The 23,553-nt window shown below is 34.9% G+C and carries 28 protein-coding genes; all 28 read left to right on the forward strand.

The window, feature by feature from the left end:
* Positions 1-4 precede the first annotated feature (4 nt).
* The 28 genes from hslU to GH741_RS06250 all read left to right on the forward strand — a co-directional run bounded on the left by hslU (position 5) and on the right by GH741_RS06250 (position 23,551).
* Positions 5-1,408 carry an HslU--HslV peptidase ATPase subunit gene (hslU, locus tag GH741_RS06115; RefSeq protein WP_153735897.1) on the forward strand — a complete coding sequence of 468 codons (1,404 nt, stop codon included), beginning with the start codon at positions 5-7 and terminating at the stop codon, positions 1,406-1,408.
* Positions 1,409-1,433: 25 nt separating this feature from the next.
* A complete protein-coding gene (gene codY, locus GH741_RS06120) occupies positions 1,434-2,207 on the forward strand; it encodes a GTP-sensing pleiotropic transcriptional regulator CodY (RefSeq protein ID WP_153735898.1) in 774 nt (257 codons plus the stop codon).
* Positions 2,208-2,579: 372 nt separating this feature from the next.
* Positions 2,580-2,978, forward strand: coding sequence for a flagellar basal body rod protein FlgB (gene flgB / locus GH741_RS06125; RefSeq protein ID WP_153735899.1), 399 nt, complete (start codon positions 2,580-2,582; stop codon positions 2,976-2,978).
* 2 nt (positions 2,979-2,980) lie between these two features.
* Entirely contained in the window at positions 2,981-3,436 is a 456-nt protein-coding gene (gene flgC / locus GH741_RS06130; RefSeq protein WP_153735900.1) for a flagellar basal body rod protein FlgC, read from the forward strand.
* A 54-nt stretch (positions 3,437-3,490) separates the two neighbouring features.
* A complete protein-coding gene (fliE, locus tag GH741_RS06135) occupies positions 3,491-3,763 on the forward strand; it encodes a flagellar hook-basal body complex protein FliE (RefSeq protein WP_476693034.1) in 273 nt (90 codons plus the stop codon).
* A gap of 83 nt (positions 3,764-3,846) precedes the next feature.
* Positions 3,847-5,445, forward strand: a complete 1,599-nt coding sequence (fliF, locus tag GH741_RS06140; RefSeq protein ID WP_153735902.1) for a flagellar basal-body MS-ring/collar protein FliF — start codon at positions 3,847-3,849, stop codon at positions 5,443-5,445.
* Positions 5,446-5,458: 13 nt separating this feature from the next.
* Positions 5,459-6,472: a flagellar motor switch protein FliG gene (fliG, locus tag GH741_RS06145; protein ID WP_153735903.1), complete on the forward strand. Its 1,014-nt coding sequence runs from the start codon at positions 5,459-5,461 to the stop codon at positions 6,470-6,472.
* Positions 6,465-7,238 carry a flagellar assembly protein FliH gene (gene fliH, locus GH741_RS06150; RefSeq protein ID WP_170287573.1) on the forward strand — a complete coding sequence of 258 codons (774 nt, stop codon included), beginning with the start codon at positions 6,465-6,467 and terminating at the stop codon, positions 7,236-7,238. Before fliG ends, fliH begins: the two co-directional genes overlap by 8 nt.
* On the forward strand, positions 7,216-8,532 hold the full coding sequence (gene fliI, locus GH741_RS06155; protein WP_338079268.1) for a flagellar protein export ATPase FliI: 1,317 nt from the start codon (positions 7,216-7,218) through the stop codon (positions 8,530-8,532). The genes fliH and fliI overlap by 23 nt, the downstream gene beginning before the upstream one ends.
* On the forward strand, positions 8,532-8,978 hold the full coding sequence (gene fliJ / locus GH741_RS06160; RefSeq protein WP_153735905.1) for a flagellar export protein FliJ: 447 nt from the start codon (positions 8,532-8,534) through the stop codon (positions 8,976-8,978). Before fliI ends, fliJ begins: the two co-directional genes overlap by 1 nt.
* A 4-nt stretch (positions 8,979-8,982) precedes the next feature.
* Positions 8,983-9,567, forward strand: a complete 585-nt coding sequence (locus GH741_RS06165; protein WP_153735906.1) for a MotE family protein — start codon at positions 8,983-8,985, stop codon at positions 9,565-9,567.
* 29 nt (positions 9,568-9,596) lie between these two features.
* Positions 9,597-10,943: a flagellar hook-length control protein FliK gene (locus GH741_RS06170; RefSeq protein ID WP_153735907.1), complete on the forward strand. Its 1,347-nt coding sequence runs from the start codon at positions 9,597-9,599 to the stop codon at positions 10,941-10,943.
* An 8-nt stretch (positions 10,944-10,951) separates the two neighbouring features.
* A complete protein-coding gene (gene flgD / locus GH741_RS06175; protein WP_153735908.1) occupies positions 10,952-11,392 on the forward strand; it encodes a flagellar hook assembly protein FlgD in 441 nt (146 codons plus the stop codon).
* 14 nt (positions 11,393-11,406) lie between these two features.
* A complete protein-coding gene (locus GH741_RS06180; RefSeq protein ID WP_153735909.1) occupies positions 11,407-11,778 on the forward strand; it encodes a TIGR02530 family flagellar biosynthesis protein in 372 nt (123 codons plus the stop codon).
* Between the two features lie 83 nt (positions 11,779-11,861).
* Positions 11,862-12,776, forward strand: a complete 915-nt coding sequence (flgG, locus tag GH741_RS06185; protein WP_153735910.1) for a flagellar basal body rod protein FlgG — start codon at positions 11,862-11,864, stop codon at positions 12,774-12,776.
* A 45-nt stretch (positions 12,777-12,821) separates the two neighbouring features.
* Entirely contained in the window at positions 12,822-13,037 is a 216-nt protein-coding gene (locus tag GH741_RS06190; protein WP_153735911.1) for a flagellar FlbD family protein, read from the forward strand.
* On the forward strand, positions 13,034-13,456 hold the full coding sequence (locus GH741_RS06195) for a flagellar basal body-associated FliL family protein (protein ID WP_153735912.1): 423 nt from the start codon (positions 13,034-13,036) through the stop codon (positions 13,454-13,456). The genes GH741_RS06190 and GH741_RS06195 overlap by 4 nt, the downstream gene beginning before the upstream one ends.
* A 33-nt stretch (positions 13,457-13,489) precedes the next feature.
* A complete protein-coding gene (gene fliM, locus GH741_RS06200) occupies positions 13,490-14,491 on the forward strand; it encodes a flagellar motor switch protein FliM (protein ID WP_153735913.1) in 1,002 nt (333 codons plus the stop codon).
* Positions 14,481-15,647: a flagellar motor switch phosphatase FliY gene (gene fliY, locus GH741_RS06205; protein ID WP_153735914.1), complete on the forward strand. Its 1,167-nt coding sequence runs from the start codon at positions 14,481-14,483 to the stop codon at positions 15,645-15,647. The genes fliM and fliY overlap by 11 nt, the downstream gene beginning before the upstream one ends.
* 26 nt (positions 15,648-15,673) lie before the next feature.
* Entirely contained in the window at positions 15,674-16,036 is a 363-nt protein-coding gene (locus GH741_RS06210) for a response regulator (RefSeq protein ID WP_153735915.1), read from the forward strand.
* 57 nt (positions 16,037-16,093) lie between these two features.
* Complete coding sequence (gene fliO / locus GH741_RS06215) at positions 16,094-16,708, forward strand: flagellar biosynthetic protein FliO (protein ID WP_170287574.1); 615 nt, start codon at positions 16,094-16,096, stop codon at positions 16,706-16,708.
* Positions 16,701-17,366: a flagellar type III secretion system pore protein FliP gene (gene fliP / locus GH741_RS06220; RefSeq protein WP_153735917.1), complete on the forward strand. Its 666-nt coding sequence runs from the start codon at positions 16,701-16,703 to the stop codon at positions 17,364-17,366. The genes fliO and fliP overlap by 8 nt, the downstream gene beginning before the upstream one ends.
* Positions 17,367-17,384: 18 nt before the next feature.
* Positions 17,385-17,654 carry a flagellar biosynthesis protein FliQ gene (fliQ, locus tag GH741_RS06225; RefSeq protein ID WP_153735918.1) on the forward strand — a complete coding sequence of 90 codons (270 nt, stop codon included), beginning with the start codon at positions 17,385-17,387 and terminating at the stop codon, positions 17,652-17,654.
* Between the two features lie 3 nt (positions 17,655-17,657).
* Positions 17,658-18,437 (forward strand): flagellar biosynthetic protein FliR, encoded by a 780-nt coding sequence (gene fliR, locus GH741_RS06230; RefSeq protein WP_153735919.1) that lies wholly within the window; start codon positions 17,658-17,660, stop codon positions 18,435-18,437.
* Positions 18,438-19,517 carry a flagellar biosynthesis protein FlhB gene (gene flhB, locus GH741_RS06235; RefSeq protein ID WP_153735920.1) on the forward strand — a complete coding sequence of 360 codons (1,080 nt, stop codon included), beginning with the start codon at positions 18,438-18,440 and terminating at the stop codon, positions 19,515-19,517. It abuts the gene before it with no gap.
* Positions 19,518-19,540: 23 nt separating this feature from the next.
* Positions 19,541-21,571 (forward strand): flagellar biosynthesis protein FlhA, encoded by a 2,031-nt coding sequence (gene flhA / locus GH741_RS06240; RefSeq protein WP_153735921.1) that lies wholly within the window; start codon positions 19,541-19,543, stop codon positions 21,569-21,571.
* A complete protein-coding gene (flhF, locus tag GH741_RS06245; RefSeq protein ID WP_153735922.1) occupies positions 21,568-22,695 on the forward strand; it encodes a flagellar biosynthesis GTPase FlhF in 1,128 nt (375 codons plus the stop codon). The genes flhA and flhF overlap by 4 nt, the downstream gene beginning before the upstream one ends.
* Positions 22,688-23,551 (forward strand): MinD/ParA family protein, encoded by an 864-nt coding sequence (locus GH741_RS06250; RefSeq protein WP_153735923.1) that lies wholly within the window; start codon positions 22,688-22,690, stop codon positions 23,549-23,551. Before flhF ends, GH741_RS06250 begins: the two co-directional genes overlap by 8 nt.
* Positions 23,552-23,553: the final 2 nt, after the last annotated feature.

Raw genomic sequence — 23,553 nt, forward strand, 5'->3', positions numbered from 1 at the left:
ATGAATGTCGATGAATATGACGCCTAAGCAAATTGTTGAGCAATTGGATAAATATATAATTGGTCAAAGAAATGCTAAAAAGTCTGTTGCAATTGCATTACGGAATAGATATAGACGAATGCAATTAGATGAAAAAATGCGGGAAGAAATTGTTCCGAAAAATATATTAATGATTGGACCAACCGGAGTTGGGAAAACAGAAGTTGCTCGAAGGTTGGCTAAATTAGTTGGAGCACCTTTTGTGAAGGTAGAAGCCACCAAATTTACTGAGGTTGGATATGTTGGCCGTGATGTCGAATCTATGGTTCGTGATCTTGTTGAGATGGCTGTACGTATGGTGAAGGAAGAAAAAATGGTTGGAGTAATGGAGAAAGCCAAAGACCTAGCGAACAAAAGACTTGTAAAAATCATCGTACCAAAAGAAAAAAAACAAAATTCTTTTAAAAATCCTCTTGAGATGTTCTTCACACCACAACAACAAAATGGTGATGAGCAAGAACAAGGACAAGAAGAAGATAAACAGGATATAGAGATAAAAAGAGAGCAAGTTGAGCGTCAATTAGCATTAGGAGAATTGGAAAAACGTATGGTGTCAATTGAGGTGGAAGAACAGTCCTCATCTATGTTTGATATGATGCAAGGATCGGGAATGGAACAGATGGGAATGAATATGCAGGATGCATTAGGACAATTCATGCCCAAAAAGAAGAAGAAACGCAAGTTACCTGTATCAGAAGCCAGGAAGGTGTTAACTCAGCAAGAAGCTCATAAGTTAGTTGATATGGATGAAGTTGCACAAGAGGCAGTGGAAAAGGTAGAACAGTCTGGGATTATTTTTATTGATGAAATTGATAAAGTTGCAGGTAAGGGTGACCAACAATCAGCTAATGTATCAAGAGAAGGTGTTCAACGCGACATTCTTCCTATTGTTGAAGGATCGACAGTTGTTACCAAGCACGGGCCCGTGAAAACCGATCACGTTCTGTTTATCGCAGCAGGTGCATTTCATATGGCAAAACCATCTGATCTAATACCTGAATTGCAAGGACGGTTCCCAATCCGAGTTGAATTTGATAAATTAACAACGGATGACTTCAAGAAGATATTGACAGAACCTTCAAATGCATTACTAAAGCAATATGAAGCACTTTTAGGAACAGAAGGTATAAATGTCTCTTTTACTGACGAAGCTGTAACAAGACTGGCAGAAGTTGCCTTTGAAGTGAACCAGGAAACGGATAATATTGGTGCTAGAAGATTACACACAATTCTAGAAAAGTTGCTCGAAGATTTATCTTTTGAGGCGTCTGATATCAATATGGGGACTATCGAAATAACGAAAAATTATGTGGATGAAAAGCTAAGTTCTATTGCTAAAAACAAAGACTTAAGTCAATATATACTATAATATACAATAACGAAGGAGTAGTTACATGTTACTAGAACGAGCACGAAAAATAAACTCAATGTTACAAAAAGCAACTGGTAAGTCTGTTAATTTTAACGAAATGTCTGCGACGCTAAGAGATACGATTACAGCTAATATTTTTGTGGTAAGTCGCAGAGGAAAATTATTAGGAGTTGCTATTAATCAACAAATAGAAAATGAGCGAATGAAATCTATGTTGGAATCAAGACAATTCCCTGAAGAGTACACAGAGAGCCTGTTTAATATTCAAGAAACTACTGCAAACATTGACATCGAAAGTAAATATACTGCTTTTCCAATAGAAAATAAAGATTTATTTAAAAATGGATTAACAACAATTGTTCCAATTATTGGTGGTGGTGAAAGACTAGGAACACTCATTCTAAGCAGACTAACCCAAAGTTTTAATAATGATGACTTGTTACTGGCCGAATATGGTGCAACGGTTGTTGGTATGGAAATTCTACATGAAAAAACAGAAGAAATTGAAATGGAAGCTAGAAGTAAGGCAGTTGTTCAAATGGCCATTAGCTCTCTTTCTTACAGTGAATTAGAAGCGATTGAACACATTTTTGAGGAGCTAGATGGTAATGAAGGACTTTTAGTAGCGAGTAAAATTGCTGATAGGGTAGGTATTACAAGATCTGTTATTGTTAATGCGTTAAGAAAGCTTGAAAGCGCTGGGGTAATTGAGTCGCGTTCACTAGGGATGAAAGGTACTTATATTAAAGTGCTAAATAGTAAATTCTTAGTTGAATTACAAAAAATAAAGTCTTAATAATCGCAATACTAAGAGCATTCCTTATGATTACAAGGAATGCTCTTTTTTCTATGTGTTTTTTGCTATTTGAATAATAGAAACCTATAGTTATATTCAGAAATCTAACAAGCTGAGTTTATAATTAGTTATTTCCATTTAGTCCTTAATGTGTGATAATAAAAGCAATCGGTTACATATTTCGACAATAAACTTGAGTAGAAAAAAATCTTGTATATTTAGAGGTACTTTAGTCCTGTTTTTCACTAAAAAGTAGTGACCGAGGTAAGATTGTGGTCGATTGCCATAGACACACTATCGCATTTAAACTACAATATTCGATAACGAAAGACTTTTTATGACAATCTTCAATATATGAAAGGGAGAATTATAATGTCATTATTTGGTAAAACAATTAATACTTTAGAGCGATCCTTAGACTATTCCTCATTAAAAAATCAAACCATCTCAAATAATATAGCTAATGCTGACACTCCGAATTATAAAGCAAAAAGTGTTGTTTTTAAAAATGTATTAGGTAATGAAATAGAAAACACATTTCATGCAAAACGAACACATCCAAAACATATCCCTTTTCAATCTAGTTCTGATCATTCCTCCTATCGAGTGATATCAGACTCTAGCACTACATATAACCATAACGGAAATAATGTCGATATCGATAAAGAAATGACAGAATTAGCTAAAAATCAAATTTATTATCAAAGTATCGTAGATAGATTGAATGGCAAATTTAATAGTCTTCAAACAGTTATAAAAGGAGGAAGATAGCAATGAGCATCTTTCATTCAATTAATACAAGTGCGAGTGCTTTGACTTCACAACGTTTACGAATGGATACTATTTCCTCAAATATAGCAAATGCTGAAACAACTAGAGCAACTATAAATGAAAATGGGGAGTATGAACCATATCGTAGAAAGATGGTTGTTTTTGAACAAAATGAACAACGATTCTCTTCGTTCTTAAGGCGTGCTTCCAGTGGAGTTCATAGCTCTGGTTCAGGTGTTAGGGTAAGTGAGATTGTCGAAGATGATGAACCATTCAAACTCGTTTTTAATCCTAATCATCCAGATGCAAACGAAGAGGGTTATGTTCAATTACCAAACGTAGACCCATTAAAAGAAATGGTAGACCTAATGAGTACTACTAGATCTTATGAAGCAAACGTTACATCGTTAAATGCTACAAAAAGTATGCTGATGAAAGCATTAGAAATTGGAAAATAAAAAGGTGGGGATTAATTAATGGCTATTTCAGCAATAAACACATTGCAAACACCAATGATCTCTTTACAAAACGTTCAGACTCAAAAGGTGACACCTGCAAAAGCTCAAAGTCAATTTACGAATAACCTAAAAAACGCAATTGATCATTTAAATCAAGTTCAAGGTGCCTCTGATAAAAAGACTGAGGCATTGGCAAGAGGAGAAATAAATGATCTTCACGATGTAATGATAACAGCTAAGAAATCGAGTTTGACCCTGCAAACAGCTGTTGAAGTACAGAGAAAAGTTATCGATGCTTATAACGAAGTAATGAGGATGCAAGTTTAATAGAAAATAAGTTATATATTAGACTTTATTATCCAATCCATAAGCTTCCTAAACAAAAATAGTCGGTTCTTCGGAGGCAAAAGATGAAAGAGAAATTTAATATATACAAAGAAAAAATAACGAATTTTTGGTCAACAAGGTCACGTTCACAGCAAAGACTGTACTTAGGATCTGTTCTTTTATTTCTATTCTTGATTATTGGTAGTAGCTTGTTTGCGTCGGCATCAAATATGGTTCCTTTGTATAACAATCTCTCGCTACAAGAAGTAGGCCAAATAAAAGGTGAACTTGATGCTAGAGGTATAAAATACGAGCTTGGGAATGCTGGTACGACTATTAATGTTCCAGATGATCAGGTAGATACATTACTGGTCGATTTAGCAGCTCAAGGTATTCCGAACAGTGGAAGTATTGATTATTCATTTTTCAGTGCTAACACTTCTTGGGGAATGACAGACAACGAATTTGATGTAATTCATCTGGATGCAATGCAAACAGAGCTCGGTAATTTAATGAAAAGCATCGATGGAATCGAAGAAGCAAAAGTGATGATTAATAAGCCTCAAGATCCTGTGTTCGTTAGTGACCAAACACAGGAAGCATCCGCCTCAATAGTTATTAACACTAGACCAGGTTATCAGTTCCAAGAAAGTCAAATTAGTTCATTGTATCATTTGGTTTCAAAAACAGTACCTAACTTGCCTACTGACAATATCGTCATTATGAACCAAAACTTTGAGTACTTTGATTTAAATAATTCAAATTCTTTTAGTGGGGACACTTATACATCCCAACAAAAAGTAAAACAGGATATCGAAAGAGATATTCAACGTCGCGTTCAGCAAATGATAGGTATGATGGTCGGTACTGAAAAGGTTATTGCTTCCGTTACTGCCGATATTGATTTCACACATGAGAATAGAATTGAGGAGTTAGTAGAATCACCGGATGAAGACACTCTAAATGGCTTACCTGTAAGTATTGAATCAATCAAAGAGTCTTATACCGGTAATCCTCCTGTTACAGGAGAAGCAGGTACAGGAGAAGGGGATATACCCAATTATCCTGCAGGTGGAGTGGGTGATGATGGTGACTACGAACTGGTTAAAGAATCAATAAATAATGAGTTCAATCGGATTCGTAAGGATATTGTTGAAAGTCCTTACAAAATACGTGATTTGGGCATTCAGGTAGCTGTAGATAATACAAAGGATTCGACAGAGGGACAGGAAATTGAATACCTGACACAACAGGAACAAAACACTGTTGAAGAAGGAATATCGTCAATACTAAGTTCCATCGTTTCTACTTCCATCGATAAGAGCTACGGACAGGTAATTCCTGAGGAGAAGGTCTCCATTGTCTTTCAAGAATTTAATGGCAAACCAAACGTACCTACTAATAATATACCAGTAATTCCATATTGGGTTTATGGTTTGGGAGCGTTACTATTCATCGTTATCTTAGCTTTGATATGGGTACTGAGGAAACGGAAAAATAGTGAAGAGGAAATGGTTACTGAGAATGTAATTGAGAGACAGGTCACCGCTGCTCCTGTCCCAGACATTGAAGAGGATTATGATTCAGAATCTTCAATGAAAAGAAAACAATTGGAAAAAATGGCTAAAGATAAACCAGAAGACTTCGCTAGACTATTAAGAAGTTGGATTGCAGAAGATTAGGGGGCAACCTTTTATGGCTAGGCATAGAGAATCATTAACTGGAAAACAAAAGGCTGCAATTCTATTAATTTCTCTTGGACCTGATGTAGCAGCTCAAATATACAAGCATCTAACAGAAGAAGAAATTGACAAATTAACATTAGAAATTTCTTCTGTTAAAAAAGTGAATTCTAATCAAAAAGAAAATATATTAGACCAGTTTCATCAAATCGCACTGGCGCAAGACTATATATCTCAGGGAGGTATTAATTACGCTAAGTCGATATTAGATAAGGCTTTAGGACAGCAAGAGGCCACGAAAATCATTAATCGTTTGACATCATCATTACAAGTTAAACCGTTTGATTTTGCTAGAAAGGCAGAACCATCACAGATTTTAAATTTCATCCAAAATGAACACCCACAGACAATTGCTTTAGTACTTTCATACTTGGATGCAGAACAAGCTAGTCAGATTTTATCTGAACTTCCACAGGAAATGCAGGCAGATATAGCAAAAAGAATTGCTTTGATGGACTCTACATCACCGGAAATCATATATGAAATCGAACAGGTATTGGAAAGAAAACTTTCAACTTCTGTTACGCAAGATTATACACAAACCGGTGGAATTCAAGCTGTGGTTGAAGTACTAAATGGGGTTGATCGCAGTACTGAGAGAACAATATTAGATGCATTAGAAATACAGGATCCTGAACTGGCTGAAGAGATTAAGAAGCGAATGTTTATATTTGAGGATATTGTTACTCTAGACAATAGAGCAATTCAACGAGTTATCCGTGAAGTAGAGAATGATGATCTAAGACTCTCACTCAAAGTTGCTAGTGAAGAAGTAAAAGAAATTGTCTTTAAAAATATGTCTTCTAGAATGGCAGAGACTTTTAAAGAGGAAATGGAATTTATGGGTCCAGTTAGATTAAGAGATGTGGAAGAGGCACAAACGAGAATTGTTTCTGTGATTAGAAGATTAGAGGAAGTGGGAGAAATTGTAATAGCTCGTGGTGGAGGGGATGATATCATTGTCTAGTAGTGTAATAAAACTAAAACAATACTCTGAAAACAATAAAGTTATAGGCATTAAACCCATCCAAGTAAGTGCTAATACCTCAACAGAAACGGAAGAATTTGATGAGCAGGAACAAATACAGATCCGATTACAAAATGCACATAGTCAATTGAAGAGAGTCGAACAGCAATCTAAAGAGATTTTAGAGTCCGCTCATAAACAAATTGAACTAGATAGGAATCAATGGAAAGAGGAAAAAAATGATCTTATACACCAGGCAAAAGAACAGGGCTATAGTGATGGATTTGAACTTGGAAAGAAAGAAAGTCTAGAAGAATATAGTAAACTTATAGACCAAGCTCAAGCTATTATTAAAAAGGGACATTCTGACTATGATTCTATTATTGAAAAAAGCGAGGATACGGTACTCGAACTAGCGTTAAATGTTGCCTCTAAGATTCTTCATTTCGAATTGGTAGAGACTGATCATTTTATAAACATAGTAAAACATGTAATTAAAGAAACAAAAGGTCAATCGACAGTAAGCATATATTCACATCCGGAAGATTATATACTGATCGATAGTCATAAAGAAGAATTAATAAATAATACTAGTAGTCAAACACTTTCCATCTATCCAGATGCTGATTTAGAAAGAGGTTCATGTATTATAGAAACTTCTTTCGGAAAGATAGATGCTAGTGTTGATAGTCAATTAATAGAGTTAAGTAATAAGTTGATAGGCTTTGCTCAGGAGGTAGGCCGTGAACATTCAAGGATACCTTGATTTTATAGAACAAGCTGATACATACAAACGGTACGGAAAAGTTCATAAAGTAGTCGGATTGATGATTGAATCGATTGGACCCGAAACAAGTATTGGTGATGTTTGCTATATCCATAATTCCAAGAAGAGTAAAGTGTTTCTTGCTGAAGTGGTTGGATTTAACCAGGAGAAGGTACTATTGATGCCTTATTCGTCAATAAAAGATATTGGACCTGGTTGCTTGGTTGAAGGGACAAATAATCCACTAAAAATAAAAGTAGGTAAAGGTCTAATTGGAAAAGTAATTGATTCTTTAGGTAACAATCTGGATAATAATCCTTTACCTAAGGGTTTAATACCTTATCCTACCGAACAAGATCCGCCTAATCCTTTAGAGCGACCAACAATTGATGAACCAATTAATGTGGGTATCCGGTCAATTGATACATTACTAACAGTTGGAAAAGGGCAAAGGATAGGACTTTTTGCTGGAAGTGGAGTAGGAAAAAGCACTTTGCTAGCAATGATTGCTAGAAACAGTAGTGCTGATGTTAATGTAATTGCTCTAATTGGTGAACGTGGAAGAGAAGTTAGAGAATTCATCGAAAAAGATTTAGGTGTTGAAGGATTAAAAAAATCAATTATAGTGGTTGCTACTTCAGATCAGCCAGCATTGATGAGAATTAAAGGTGCATATACTGCAACGGCAATCAGTGAGTATTTTCGTGATCAAGGATTACAAGTAAATCTGCTTATGGACTCAGTTACCAGAGTTGCAATGGCACAACGAGAAATAGGACTTGCAATAGGTGAACCACCAACAACTAAAGGTTACACACCTTCAGTATTTGCAATTTTGCCAAGATTGCTCGAGCGTACAGGTTCAAATCAACATGGTACAATTACAGCGTTTTATACAGTATTAGTTGATGGTGATGATATGAATGAACCAATTGCTGATACAACAAGAGGAATACTTGATGGACATTTCGTTCTAGATAGAAAACTAGCAGAACAAGGCCAATTCCCTGCAATAAATGTTTTAAAATCTATTAGTAGAGTTATGCCTAACATTACATCAAAGGATGATCAAGGATTAGCTCAACGTGTAAGGTCTTTATTGGCAACCTATGAAGAAAACCAAGAATTAATTCAAATAGGAGCTTATAAAAGAGGTACTAGTCCACAAATAGATGAGTCAATTAGATTTCATCCAAAGATTATAGATTTTTTAAAGCAGTCTACAGAGGAAATATCTTCAAGAGAAGAATCGCTAAGGATGATGTCTGACTTGGTAAACGGGAGTGTTAACTAATGACCCAATCTGATTCATTTCAAAAGATATTAGTTGTTCGAGAAAAAGAGAAAAAACAGAGACAAAAGGAATACAATAAGGCCATCGATAGCTTTGAAGAGGTTGCAACACAGTTATATACTTTGCTAAAGAAAAAGGAAGATGTGGAATCGAGTTACAAGCAGTTTCTTGAAAGTCCAGGTCCTATCACGACCTTATCCACTCACTATTCTTTTTTAGAAAGAATAAAGACAAAAATAACACAATTAGAAGAAAAGGTTAAAAATGCTAGAAAGTACATGGAGAATGAACAAAGTAAATTAACTGAAGCACATATAGAAGTTAAAAAGTTTGAAAAATTGATTGAACAAAAACATTTGAAACAATTACAAAAGGAAAAAAACGAAGAAACTAAACTGATGGATGAACTTTCAGTGATACAGTTTTCTTATAGTGAAGATAGGTGAGTGTATGGCTAGCAATGATTTTAATGAAGAGAAAACTAAAGCTGGATTTCTACAATGGTCACTAGTATTAATCATACCATTAGTTTTTGCTATAACTTTAGCATTAATCATCATGACCTTTGCAGGTATAGATATCATAGGAAAGACCGAAACAATTGCAAATAAAGTGCCACTTTTATCTGAAGTAATTACTACTGAAGATGAAAGAGCAGTAGAGGACGATCAAGCGGAATTACTGAATGAGATATCTACTAAGAATAATGAAATCGACAGGTTAACAGCTGACGTTCAGGACAAAGAAAATACCATTGAACAGTTAAATCAAGAAATAGCCGATTTAACTATCCAAATGGAAGAAGCAGTGACTACACAAGAAGCACAGAAGGAAAAAATGGAAAGTGTTGCCACTTCTTTTAGTAACATGGAACCTTCTGCTGCTGCTCCTATTATCACAAACTTAGAAGATGATCTTGCAGGTTCAATCTTGGAAAAACTATCAAATGAAGTACGTGGACAAATTCTGGGTGAGATGGAACCAGAAGAAGCAGCACGATTAACCAACTACATTTTGCAACAGACTAGCAATTAAAAATAGAGTACTGAAAGGGGGTGATAATAATGCAAAACGTCGGGATGTTGATGACTCATCCAGCACCAATGAAAACAAATAGCAACACCACTAACAAGGAATCTGGTACAAAAATGAACTTCTTAGAGTTGTTGGGAAATTTAACTAACTCTAAAAACAATCAAGCTAGTACTCTGACTCTTCAACAATTAAATACTTTAGAAGATCCATTAACAGGTGAAAAGCAAAAAGTTGAAGAGTTTAACTTGGTTTCACTTCTACATTACTTACATCAAGGAGAAGTTGAACAAACAGAGCCCGGTTTATCTAGTGAAAACAATCAAGAAGGATACACCATAGGACTACCACAAATTCCAGAACTAAATTTACAATTAACTCAGAAAGTTGAAGGAAATCTTGATATTAATCAAGAGAAATCAATACAACTGGTAAGCATAGTAGGTGAACAAGTTCTATCTGCTGAAGAAGAAAATAAATTTCTTCTGTTAGAAAAACTGTCTAATTTATGGACTAAAGTAGAATCTATTTTAAATCAGTTGGCTAGTAACATTACAAAGAAAGATCAAGCTCAATTGTTAAAACTTCTTGAGCAGTGGACAAGTTTGGAGAAAAAGTTAGTGAAAATTGATGGGTCTAATACAAACTTAGAAAAAGTAATTCCAAAAGAAGGTAGTAAAGAACAAATGCTTTGGAGTCAATTACTACAAACCTATCAAAAAAGAAATGGTCTACAAACAAATCATAGATATCAAACTAATTCAATGGTGACAGGTAATGATGTAGCAAAATGGATAAAGGACGCACTAGTGAAATTTTCAGGTGAATCCTCCACTATCTCATCTAAGGCTAGTCCAGCTGAATATCAGGTAAATCTAATGCAAATGTCCAAGGTAGAGCAATTTGTTATTCATTTAAATCAAGGATCAAGTCCGGAATCTAATTCAGACGAATTAGTCGAAGAGTTTAAAAGGGCTATAAATTCGAGTAAGTTCTTAACCACAAATGACGGCAAGCAGTTGCTACTGAAATTACGGCCTGCAAATCTTGGTGAAATGATGGTGAGATTCACACAAATTGATGGTGAAACTGTTGTGAAAATCACAGTTACATCCCTAGCCACAAAAGAAATGCTAGAGGGCAATATGAGCCAATTAAGACACATGTTCTCTCCACATCAGGTTGTAGTAGAAAAACAAGATTCACAAACGTTCCAGCAAGATCAATACCAATCAGAAAAGCAAAAAGAGAATTCTAAAGAAAACCAATCATCAAACAATCCAAAACCAGATAGTTCACAGTCCAACCAAGATGAACAGAAGGATAACTCTGATGCTGAAACAAGCTTTCATCAACTATTAATGAATGAGAAGGTGTAGTGGTATCTATGACCAAAATTGATCCGTCCTTATATCTGAATCCTCAAACTAGAGGAACGACAAACTCTAATTTAGGAAAAGATGAATTTTTGAAAATATTAATGGCACAGTTACAAAACCAAGATCCATTAAATCCTATGCAAGATAAGGAATTCATATCACAAATGGCTACTTTTTCTTCACTCGAACAAATGATGAACATGTCAAATTCAATCGGTAATTTGGCAAACAATCTTTCAGTGTCCCCGGTAGTTCAATATAGTAGCTTTATTGACAAAGAGGTTAGCTACTATCGATATGATACAGATACTGGAGCTAAATTAGACTTGATTAGTAGTAAAGTGAAAGCAGTAAGTCAGTATCAAGGAACCGCGGTATTAGAGTTAGAGAATGGTGAGAAGATTAATGCAGATGAAATCGAAAAAGTTAGCAGTATTACAGAAGAATAAAGGAAGGTGATGTAATGGATCATCGAATTCAACAAATGCATCATCAAGCATTACTTCCAAAAATTAAAAAACCTAACATTAACACCAAACAAACGATTTCCTTTAATGAAGTGCTTACCGAAGTTCAAGGATTAAAGGTGAGTAAGCATGCTAGTGATCGACTTGCACAAAGAAATATCACTATAAATGATGCACTTTGGAAAAAAATATCTGAAAAAGTAGTAGAAGCAAACCAAAAAGGGATAACAGATTCGCTAGTAGTCACAAATGAAGCAGCATTACTTGTAAGTGCAAAGAATAGCACCGTTGTGACAGCAATGAATCGTACAGAAGCCTCGAGTAGAATATTTACAAATATTAACGGAACGATCTTAATTGATGAATAGGCTGGACCCAAATGGGAGGCCACTAAGCTGCTGATTGATTGACGCAGCCCATTCTAATAAAAAATGGAAGGAATGTTAGCCTCATGTTACGTTCAATGTATGCAGGAATTTCAGGTATGAAAGCATTTCAAACGAAGTTAGATGTTGTAGGTAATAATATTGCCAATGTCAATACTTCTGGCTTTAAAAAAGGAAGAATCACATTCCAAGATATGATGAGTCAAACGCTATCAGGCGCAGAAGGACCTGTTCAAGGAGCAGGTGGAAATGTTATTCGCGGTGGAATCAATCCATCTCAAGTAGGACTTGGTACTCAAATTGGTTCGATTGACAATATCCATACACAAGGAAACAGACAAACGACAAATAGAACACTTGATTTAGCATTAGAAGGCGATGGAATGTTTGTTTTAGGTCAGGAGTTGCAGCTTAACGGGACAGAAGTAGACATGGAGACGACACCATTAACTTTTTCTCGATCAGGTAACTTCTATTTAGACAATGAGGGTTATATCGTAAATGCTAACGGGCAATACCTTCTTGGTGAGGCGGATGTAGATGCAGATGGTGGATTGGATGGTGTTCTAGGCAGAATCCAAATTCCGGAAAATGCTGAGAGCTTTAGTATCCAAGGTAACGGAACTGTAACTTATGTCAATGCTGCTGGAAACACGATGGATGCCGGACAAGTATTATTAGCCAAGTTTTCGAATCCAGGTGGCTTACAAAAAATCGGATCGAATATGTTCCAGATGACCAACAATGCTGGTGTATTTACCGACGGTGTTGATGGTGTTTTTAATGACATGGCTGACCTAGTAACACCAGAACAAGAAGGTTCGGCATCGATTGTCTCAGGTGCGCTTGAAATGTCCAATGTTGATTTAGCTGAAGAGTTCACAGAAATGATCACAGCTCAACGTGGGTTTCAAGCGAATACTAGAATTATAACTACATCTGATGAGATTCTTCAAGAACTAGTAAACTTAAAACGATAATATAAGGGAGGTGGGGGGCTGGGTCCTACCAAGCCCCCTCCATTTATGATACAAGTTACAAGATTAAATGGGGATACCTTTACATTAAATGCACTCTATATCGAACAAATACAATCATTCCCTGATACCACTATCTCATTAATTAACAGTAAAAAGTTAGTTGTAAAAGAATCTGAATCTGAAGTAATCCAATTAATCAACCAATTCTATCAGCATATTGGATTGCAAGGATGTCTAAAAGAAATAGGTGATAATCAATGAATCGTAGACTTTTTAAGATTTTGATTTCAATTTTGGTAGTACTTACTATTTTAGGTGTTGTTGCCTTTGTTGTCGTACTCAATGTATCAGGCGAACAAAAAAGAAGCGATGTATTATCTCTCAAAAAAATGGTCGACTATTCTTTTACTACATCTGAGATGAGCACAGATTTAAAAGACGATAGCTTTGTTAGAATTCAGTTTAGGATTATAACAGATAGTAAAAAAGCAAAGGAAGAAATTGAAAATAGAGAGTTTCAATTGAAGAATATCTTCATAAAAGAATCTGTTGAGATGGAAGAAGAGGATCTCCAGGTTGGTTTATCGGACTTGGAAGAAACAATAAAAATAAAAATGAATGAATTAATGGAAGATGGTCAAATCAAAGAAGTTTATGTTATAGGTAAAATTGTTCAGTAAATATAGATGCTCCTAAGATGGAGGTGACACAAATTGGCGGAAGAAGTACTTTCACAAAATGAAATTGATGCTCTTTTATCCGCACTATCTTCGGGTGAGATGGATGCTAATCAACTCAAACAAGAGGAAAAAGATAAAAGAATTAGAATATATGACTTCAAAAGAGCACTTCGTTTTTCAAAAGATCAAATTCGAAGTATTTCCAGAATACATGAAAATTTCGCAAGATTATTAACTACATTTTTCTCAGCACAATTAAGGACATATGTGCATATTTCAGTCGCGTCGGTTGACCAAGTTCCTTATGAAGAATTTATTCGATCTATCCCTACTATGACTATATTAAACATTTATAGTGTCTCCCCACTAAATGGAAGAATTATTTTTGAGTTTAATCCAAATATTGCTTATGCGATGATGGATAGATTGCTTGGCGGTAAAGGGAACAGCATAAACAAAGTGGAGAGCCTTACGGAGATTGAGACAACATTAATGACCCAGTTGTTTGAGAAGGCGCTAGATAATTTACAGGAAGCTTGGAGCTCAGTTGTAGAGATTGATCCAGTGTTAGAAGAATTTGAAGTGAATCCACAATTTTTACAATTAGTATCTCCAAATGAAACAGTAGTAGTAGTGTCTCTAAATACAACTATTGGAGAAAGTAGTGGAATGATAAACATTTGTATTCCCCATGTTGTCTTGGAACCTATTATCCCTAAGCTATCAGTCCATTACTGGATGCAAAACGAAAGTACGAAAGAAAGTAAACCAGAGGAATATGAAAATCTAGCAAAAAGTATTGAAAAAGCTGTCGTTGATTTACGTGTAATTTTAGGCGAATCTACTATAAGTATGAACGAATTACTTCATTTAAATGAGAATGATGTAATCCAGTTGAATCAATCGATTGACACTCCACTAAAACTAAATATAGATAAGCAACAAAAATTTCATGTTCAACCAGGAAAGAGAAGAAATAAGATTGCTGTTCAAGTAATAGAGGAAATAAAAGGGGGGAATGAAGATGATGAATGATGGAATGTTATCTCAAGATGAAATTGATGCATTACTAAAAAGTACAGATGAGGAAATAAATGAAGATGATCATGGAGAGACGCCCCCAGTAGAAGAGTATTTATCGTCTTTAGAGCAAGATGCACTTGGTGAAATTGGTAATATTTCTTTTGGGAGTTCTGCCACAACCCTATCAACATTGTTAAATCAAAAAGTTGATATAACCACACCTCAAACAACTGTGATAAAACGAAGTAAATTAATAGATGAATTTCCCCAACCCCATGTCGGTGTTGAAGTTAAGTACACACAAGGGTTTTCTGGGATGAACATATTTGTAATAAAATCGGAAGATGCAGCAATCATTGCAGATTTAATGCTTGGTGGAGATGGAAATCCAACTTCCAATGAATTGAGCGATATATCTTTAAGTGCAGTTCAAGAAGCAATGAATCAAATGATGGGAACTGCTGCAACGAGTATGTCGACAATATTTAACAAACGTGTTGATATTTCTCCTCCTTCAATAAACGTCTTGGATGTTGAGGAAGCAACAAGTGGTGAAGATTTATCAGATGATGATGTACTGATAAAAGTGTCTTTCCAATTGAAAATTGGTAATCTGATAGATTCAAATATTATGCAACTTTTACCTGTATCATTTGCAAAAGACCTGGTCTATGAGTTACTTAATCCAGAGGGTGACGATGATAGTAAAACAGAAGAACATGTTAGTGTTTCAACCCAGGCATCTTCACAGGTAAGAAAACAGACGAAGGAAGTACAATCGTATTCGGAACAAGAATCAAAACGGGAACCCAGCCCTAAGCATTTGGGCGAAGCGATGTATCCGAATGCAGCCATCCAACAGGCTGAATTTTCTAACTTTGACAATAGTGACCTACCTAGTAAAGAAAAACGAAATCTTGATATGCTTCTTGACATTCCTTTAAAGGTGACTGTTGAATTAGGAAGGACAAAGCGAACTGTAAAGGATGTCTTGGAATTATCATCCGGTTCAATTATAGAACTGGATAAACTAGCAGGTGAACCTGTTAATATTCATGTAAATGATAAGTTAATTGCTAAAGGAGAAGTAGTGGTAATTGATGAAAACTTTGGCGTGAGGGTAACAGACATCATAAGTCAATCTGATAGAATAAAAAGATTGAAATAAAGGATACGGGAATGGGAGAGATTATTTTGGCAAATAAGATATTAATAGTAGACGATGCAGCATTTATGAGAATGATGATAAAAGACATTTTAAGTAAAAATGGATTTGAAGTTGTTGGCGAAGCGCAAGATGGTGTTCAAGCAGTAGAAAAATTCAAAGAACTGTCTCCTGATCTTGTTACAATGGACATCACTATGCCTGAAATGGATGGTATAACCGCATTAAAAGAAATCAAAAAGTTAAATGCAGATGCCAAAATAATAATGTGTTCGGCAATGGGTCAACAAGCAATGGTTATTGATGCTATTCAAGCTGGCGCAAAGGATTTCATAGTTAAGCCATTCCAATCTGAACGTGTTATTGAAGCTATTCAAAAAGTATTAGATTAAATGGGTGAATATATGCTAAAAAGGATGGTACTGTTTGTCATTTTAGGTTTTAGTTTTTTGAATATAATTAATAATTCTAATCATGAAGTTTCTGCATCACCAATGGTGTCAGATTGTAAAGAAAATCTAACAGATTGTGAACCAGAGACTGAACTTAATCTTGAAAGTGAAGAAGAGGAATCTGAAGAGGAATCCTTTGGTCAATCGACCAACTTGTTCCTGGTATTAGTTCAATTAATATTAGCTCTAGCTTTTGTCTTAGCACTTATTTATTTCTTACTTAAATTTGTAAATGGTAAAAATAAGATGTTTCAAAAAGTACGTACACTAGAAAACTTAGGTGGTATTCCACTTGGATCTAATAAGTCGATACAAGTTGTCCGTATTGGTGAACGTGTTTATGTCCTTGGAGTCGGAGAGAATGTAGAATTGTTGTCCGAGATTACAGACGATCAAACAAAAGAAGATTTACTAGCCAACGACCAGGTAACAGAGTTGAATCCTAGCAGTATCATTTCTTCAATGTGGAAGAAGAAAAAGTCAGAGGAAAAAGATGAAAATAGTCCTCAACATTTTACTCAATTATTTCAAAATGAGTTAAGTAAGTTAACAGAGGGTCGCAAAAAAATTACAAACAGATATAAACGTAAGGAAGACGATAGTCATGAATGAGTTTGTTGAAATTTTTTCTAGTTCCGATCCTGCTAATGTTTCTACTTCAGTAAGAATGTTATTACTATTAACTGTGTTTTCATTAGCTCCAAGCATATTAATATTGATGACAAGTTTTACGCGTATCATAATCGTACTCTCCTTTGTTAGGACTTCCTTGGCCACTCAGCAAATGCCACCTAACCAAGTGCTTATAGGAATAGCATTGTTTTTAACGTTTTTCATCATGGCACCCACCTTTCATGAGATTAATGAAGAAGCATTAACACCATTATTTGATGAAGAAATAACATTAGATGAAGCATATGAAAGAGCCAGTATTCCGATGAAGGAATTTATGGCAAAACATACAAGACAAAAAGATTTAGCACTTTTTATGAATTATTCTCAAATGGAAAAACCAGAAACACTCCAAGATATACCGATGACCACCTTAGTTCCAGCTTTTGCTATTAGTGAATTAAAAACAGCATTTCAAATGGGTTTTATGATATTTGTTCCTTTTTTAGTTATTGATATGGCAGTAGCAAGCGTTCTGATGTCAATGGGGATGATGATGCTTCCACCTGTTATGATTTCACTACCATTTAAAATACTTTTATTTATTTTAGTTGACGGATGGTACTTAATCTCGCATTCATTGTTACAGGGATTCTAGTGAGAGGAGAGAGACTCCATGAGTGGTGAATTTGTAGTATCACTAGCACAGCAAGGAATATATACAATTTTAATAGTTACAGGTCCGTTGTTGCTCTTAGCTCTTGTAGTAGGTTTGTTGGTTAGTATTTTTCAGGCGACTACTCAAATACAGGAGCAGACACTCGCTTTTATTCCAAAAATCGTTGCTGTACTAGTCGGTTTAGTATTTTTTGGTCCGTGGATGTTGTCAAGAATGGTGGAATTTACTGCTAATATCTTTCAAAATCTAAACCAGTTTGTAGGTTAAAGAATGATTGAAACTATTAATTTATCAAGTGTACCTGCGTTTATATTAATTTTAATACGTGTGACATCATTTTTTGTAACACTACCGATTTTCTCGTATCGTAATATACCTACTCATTTTAAAATTGGGTTTGGTTTTTTCTTAACTTGGATTATGTTCTATACAATATCTATCCCGGAAATCCCTATAGATGGTACGTTTATATTACTTATATTAAAGGAATCATTAGTAGGACTATTGATAGGGTTAATTGCCTATATCATCCTCTCAGCTATACAAATTGCTGGAGGGTTTATTGACTTTCAAATGGGGTTTGCAATAGCAAATGTTATCGATCCACAGACAGGTGCACAGAGTCCTCTAATGGGTCAATACTTCTACACGATAGCATTGTTATTTTTATTGGCAGTTGATGGTCACCATTTGTTAATTGATGGCATTTTCTATAGTTATCAAGCGATTCCAATAGATTCATTCATTCCATTTGGCGAAGAGGGAATAGCATTTTTTGTAATTGATACGTTTAATCAAATGTTTATTATTGCATTTCAAATGGCGATTCCGATTGTAGGGTGTTTATTTTTAGTAGATGTGGCACTAGGGATAATAGCCAGGACAGTCCCGCAACTAAATGTGTTTGTAGTAGGTATTCCACTTAAAATCCTTGTTGCTTTTTTAGCGATATTTGTATCAATAGCTTTTTACATCATGTTAATTCAGGATTTATTTGAATCGATGCTACATTCAATGCGTGGACTTATCCAATTATTTGGAGGTGGCTAGATGTACCTTAAATTAAACCTACAATTTTTTGCAGGAGAAAAAACCGAGAGAGCGACCCCGAAAAAAAGACAAGACTCCAGGAAAAAAGGTCAAGTCGCTAAGAGTCAAGATGTTAATACTGCAATACTATTATTTTTTGTATTTATACTTTTTATTGTTATTGGTGGTTATCTTAAGAACATAATGACTAGCATGTATCAGAAAACTTTTACAGAATACATCAATTGGGAAGTAACACACGCAAACATTCATCAAGTCTTTACTGAAACAACAATAGAAATGAGCAAAGCGCTAGCACCAATTATGGGGATTGCCATTGTTGCAGGATTGGCTTCAAATTTTTTGCAAATTGGATTTTTATATTCTACAGATCCATTGAAACTTAAGCTCAGTAAAATAAATCCAATAGAAGGTGCTAAAAGGATATTCTCGGCAAGGGCATTAGTGGAGATGGTTAAGTCAATTCTTAAAATTGTGGTCGTAGGAGTCATAACCTTTTCTATATTATGGATGAGTAAAGACGAGATGTTAATGTTGGGTGGCAAAGATGTAACAGCTTCGTTAGCGTTTTTTGGATACACTACCGTTTTGATGGGACTTGCATCATCTATTGCTTTACTTATTATTTCTGTAATTGATTATTCATATCAAAAATATGATTTTGAGAAAAATATTCGGATGTCCAAAAACGATGTAAAAGATGAATATAAAAATATTGAAGGAAATCCGCTAATAAAGTCGAAAATAAAAGAAAAACAACGGCAAATTGCGATGAGAAGAATGATGAGTGAAATACCACAAGCTGACGTGGTTATAACAAACCCAACACATTATGCTATTGCCGTTAAATATGATGAGGAAAAGTCTGATGCTCCTTATGTTGTTGCTAAGGGTGTCGATTATGTAGCTTTGAAAGTTAGAGAAGTAGCTAAAGCCAATAATGTAATGCTAGTAGAGAATCGACCTTTAGCAAGAGCACTATATGACAATGTCGAAATAGGTGAAATTATCGGCGAGGAATTCTTCCAAGCTGTAGCCGAAGTACTGGCCTATGTGTATAAGTTGGAAAGAAAAGTTTAGTTGTGTATCAAGGAGTGGGGACAATGAAAGCCAAAGATTTAACAGTATTACTAGGTGTCATCTTAATTATTATTATGTTAGTCATCCCATTACCAGGGTGGTTATTAAGTGTTTTAATTCTTACAAATATATCATTAGCACTTCTGGTTATCTTAGTTTCAATGAACACAACTGACGCACTTCAATTTTCCATTTTCCCCTCTCTTTTATTACTTTTAACTTTATTTAGACTAGGTCTTAATGTTTCGACAACTCGTTCAATATTGTCTGAAGCAGATGCAGGTGGGGTAGTAGAGACATTTGGTACCTTTGTAATTGGAGATAATCCACTTGTTGGCTTTGTAGTATTTACTATTCTTGTTATTATTCAGTTCTTAGTTATTACAAAAGGTAGTGAACGTGTGTCTGAAGTTGCAGCTCGATTTACATTAGACGCAATGCCAGGAAAACAAATGAGTATAGATGCAGATTTAAATGCTGGAATGATTAACGAATTCCAAGCTAAAGAACGTAGAGAAAAAGTAGAAAATGAAGCGGATTTTTACGGAGCGATGGATGGTGCCACAAAATTTGTAAAAGGTGATGCAATTGCGGGTATCATCATTGTTCTTATTAATATCGTCTTCGGATTAATTATTGGTATGGCACAAATGGGTATGGGCTTTGGAGAAGCGATAAATACATATATGCAATTGACTGTTGGAGATGGACTAGTAAGTCAAATTCCAGCGTTACTTATTTCAACTGCAACAGGTATTGTCGTTACACGAGTTGCCAGTGAAAATAACTTGGGAACAAATGTCACAGAGCAGTTATTGAGATACCCTAAATTGTTATATATTGCAGCTGGAACAATATTCTTGTTAGGTCTTACTCCTATTAATTTCTTTTTAACACTATCAATCTCACTGATCCTAGCTATTGGAGGTTATATGTTAGAAAGGCCTGTTAAGGATGTGGAACCCGACAAACTAGAGGAAGAACAAGCAGAGAGTAATCAAATGAAATCACCAGAAAACGTTGTTGGGTTGCTAAGCATGGACCCAATTGAATTCGAATTCGGTTATGCATTAATTCCTTTAGCGGATACTAGTCAGGGTGGAGATCTGTTAGATCGTATTGTCATGATTCGAAGACAATTAGCAATCGAATTGGGTATTGTCATTCCAGTTGTGAGAATTAGAGATAATATTCAATTAAACCCGAATGAATATCGACTAAAGGTCAAAGGTAATGATGTGGCAAGTGGAGAATTAATCTTGGATCACTATCTAGCAATGAGCCCAAGCGTGGAAGACGATAGTATTGAGGGGATAGATACCGTTGAACCAGCATTTGGTTTACCGGCAAAATGGATTAGCGAAGAACTAAAGGACGATGCGGAACTATCTGGTTATACTGTGGTCGATCCACCATCAGTTGTGTCGACCCATATTACCGAGGTAATTAAAAAGAATGCACATATGCTACTAGGTAGACAAGAAACAAAGCAATTAATCGATCATTTAAAAGAAACTTATCCAATATTAGTAGAGGAAGTTACACCAGAACCGCTTTCTATCGGTGATGTACAAAAGGTTTTAGCAAAGCTATTACGTGAAAGTATCTCAATTCGTAATTTGCCAGTTATATTTGAAACTCTTGCTGACTTTGGCAAAATGACTTCTGACACAGATTTACTAACAGAATATGTTAGACAATCATTAGCTTCACAAATAACCAAGCAATATGTTCAATCAGAAAACTCTTTAAAAGTAGTTACAATATCGGGAGAAGTAGAAAGTATGATTTCAGAACATATTCATCAGACAGAACATGGAAGTTATTTAGCACTTGATCCAGAATCTCAACAATTAATCATTCGTTCCGTTACAGAGAAAATAGAACAATTGTCATTACAGGAGGAAACTCCTATATTACTATGTTCTCCATCTATTAGAATGTACGTTAAACAGTTACTAGACCGGTTCTTTCCTAATGTTGTTGTTTTATCTTACAACGAACTAGAGCCTAATTTAGAAGTTCAAAGTGTTGGGGTGGTGAATGTAGCATGAAGGTGAAAAAGTTTGTGGCTCCCACTATGCCGGAGCTAATGACCAAGATTCGTAAAGAATTAGGTGCAGATGCAGTTATTTTAAATTCTAAAGTTGTTTATCAAGGTGGATTCTTGGGTTTCTTTAAAAAGAAAAAGATTGAAGTTATTGCTGCCTTAGATCCACAACCAATTAAGCCGAAGAAGGAAGCACCTCGACCTAGCGAAAATAAAATAAAAACAGAAAAATTTCACTTAAAATCCGATGAAGAAAAAGCTAGCAATCATGTTCTTGACGAAATAAAGGATTTAAAAAAGTGGATTCAAAAGAATTCCGTTTTGCAGCAACCCTCTTTTTCAGCAACAAATCAATATTTATTTGATTTGTTAGTTGAACAAGAGATTAAAGTAGAGATTGCAGAAGAAATAATTAGTCAAATAAAAGAAAATGCTGATGATATTGATGAAGTAGATATTTTAAAATCAAAAAAACTAGTGATTACTGAATTGGAAAAAAGATTGTCAAAAGAAAACTTTGGAGGGATTCGCTATGATAAGAAATTCGTCCATTTGGTTGGTCCTACTGGAGTTGGAAAAACGACGACAATAGCCAAAATAGCAGCTAACAGTGTTCTGAAAGATAATAAAAAGGTTGCATTTGTCACCACAGATACTTATCGAATTGCCGCTATAGATCAACTAAAAACATATTCCAAAATTTTAGATATACCACTTGAAATTGCATACACGTTGGAAGACTATGATAAAGCTAGACAAAAATTTAAAGACTATGATCTAGTACTAGTGGACACGGCTGGTCGAAACTTCAGAGATGAGAAATACATAAACGAGCTTGGGAAAATAGTTGATCTTAACTTTGATATAGATACTTATTTAGTTTTGTCTCTAACAACAAGAGCAAGTGATTTGGAAGATATTTTTGCTCAATTCAAGAATATACCGATTAAACAATTAATCTTCACTAAGAAAGACGAAACTAACAAGTATGGACCAATTTTAAACCTGTGCCTAACAAATGATATTGGTGTGGCGTATATTACAGACGGTCAAGATGTACCTGATGATATAAAAGAATCATCTATTAATACGATTTGCAAAATGATAGTTGGTGAATTTGATGAGTGATCAAGCTGCTAGATTACGACAAAAGATTGAAATGTTACGTGGGCATAGACAAGCCAAAACAATCGCAATCGTTAGCGGAAAAGGAGGAGTAGGAAAGTCTAATTTTGCAATTAACTTTTCATTGGGATTAACAAGACACCATAAAAAAGTTTTAATTTTTGACTTAGATATTGGTATGGGTAATATCGACATTTTATTAGGTTTAACTCCAAAGCATTCAATAGTAAATATGTTTGACGAGCATTTATCGATAAAAGATATAGTTGAATCAGGTCCAAACTCGTTGTCCTATATTGCAGCTGGTTCAGGACTATCTGATATTTTTACAATGGATGAAGAAAAATTTGAATATTTCCTTAATCAATTAGAAGAATTAATTAATAGTTATGATTATATTATTTTTGACATGGGCGCGGGAATATCGCAAGGAACTCTATTTTATATGCTTGCTGCCGATGAATGTATTGTTATTACTACTCCAGAGCCAACAAGTTTAACAGATGCCTACGCGATGATTAAACATATATCAAATAAGAGTGCAGAATTACCACTATCATTATTAGTAAATCGTGCTTATGATCGAAAAAGTGGTCAAAATACATTGGAAAGATTGCAACAGGTAGTTTTAAAATTTCTCGAAAAAGAAATATCACTACTTGGGGTATTACCAGAAGATAAAACTGTTTTCAAAGCAGTAAGCAGTCAAACACCTTTTGTACTTTATGATTCAAATGCACTTGTGTCCTTAGCGATGAATCAAATCGTAGATCAATATGTTAATAACAAAATAGATGTTGGAAAGAAAGTCCCCTTTTCATTTATAAGAAAGCTAAAACAATTCATAAAAGAGAGGTAGAC

The organism is Aquibacillus halophilus, from assembly GCF_009649745.1.
GTDB lineage: Bacteria > Bacillota > Bacilli > Bacillales > Amphibacillaceae > Aquibacillus > Aquibacillus halophilus.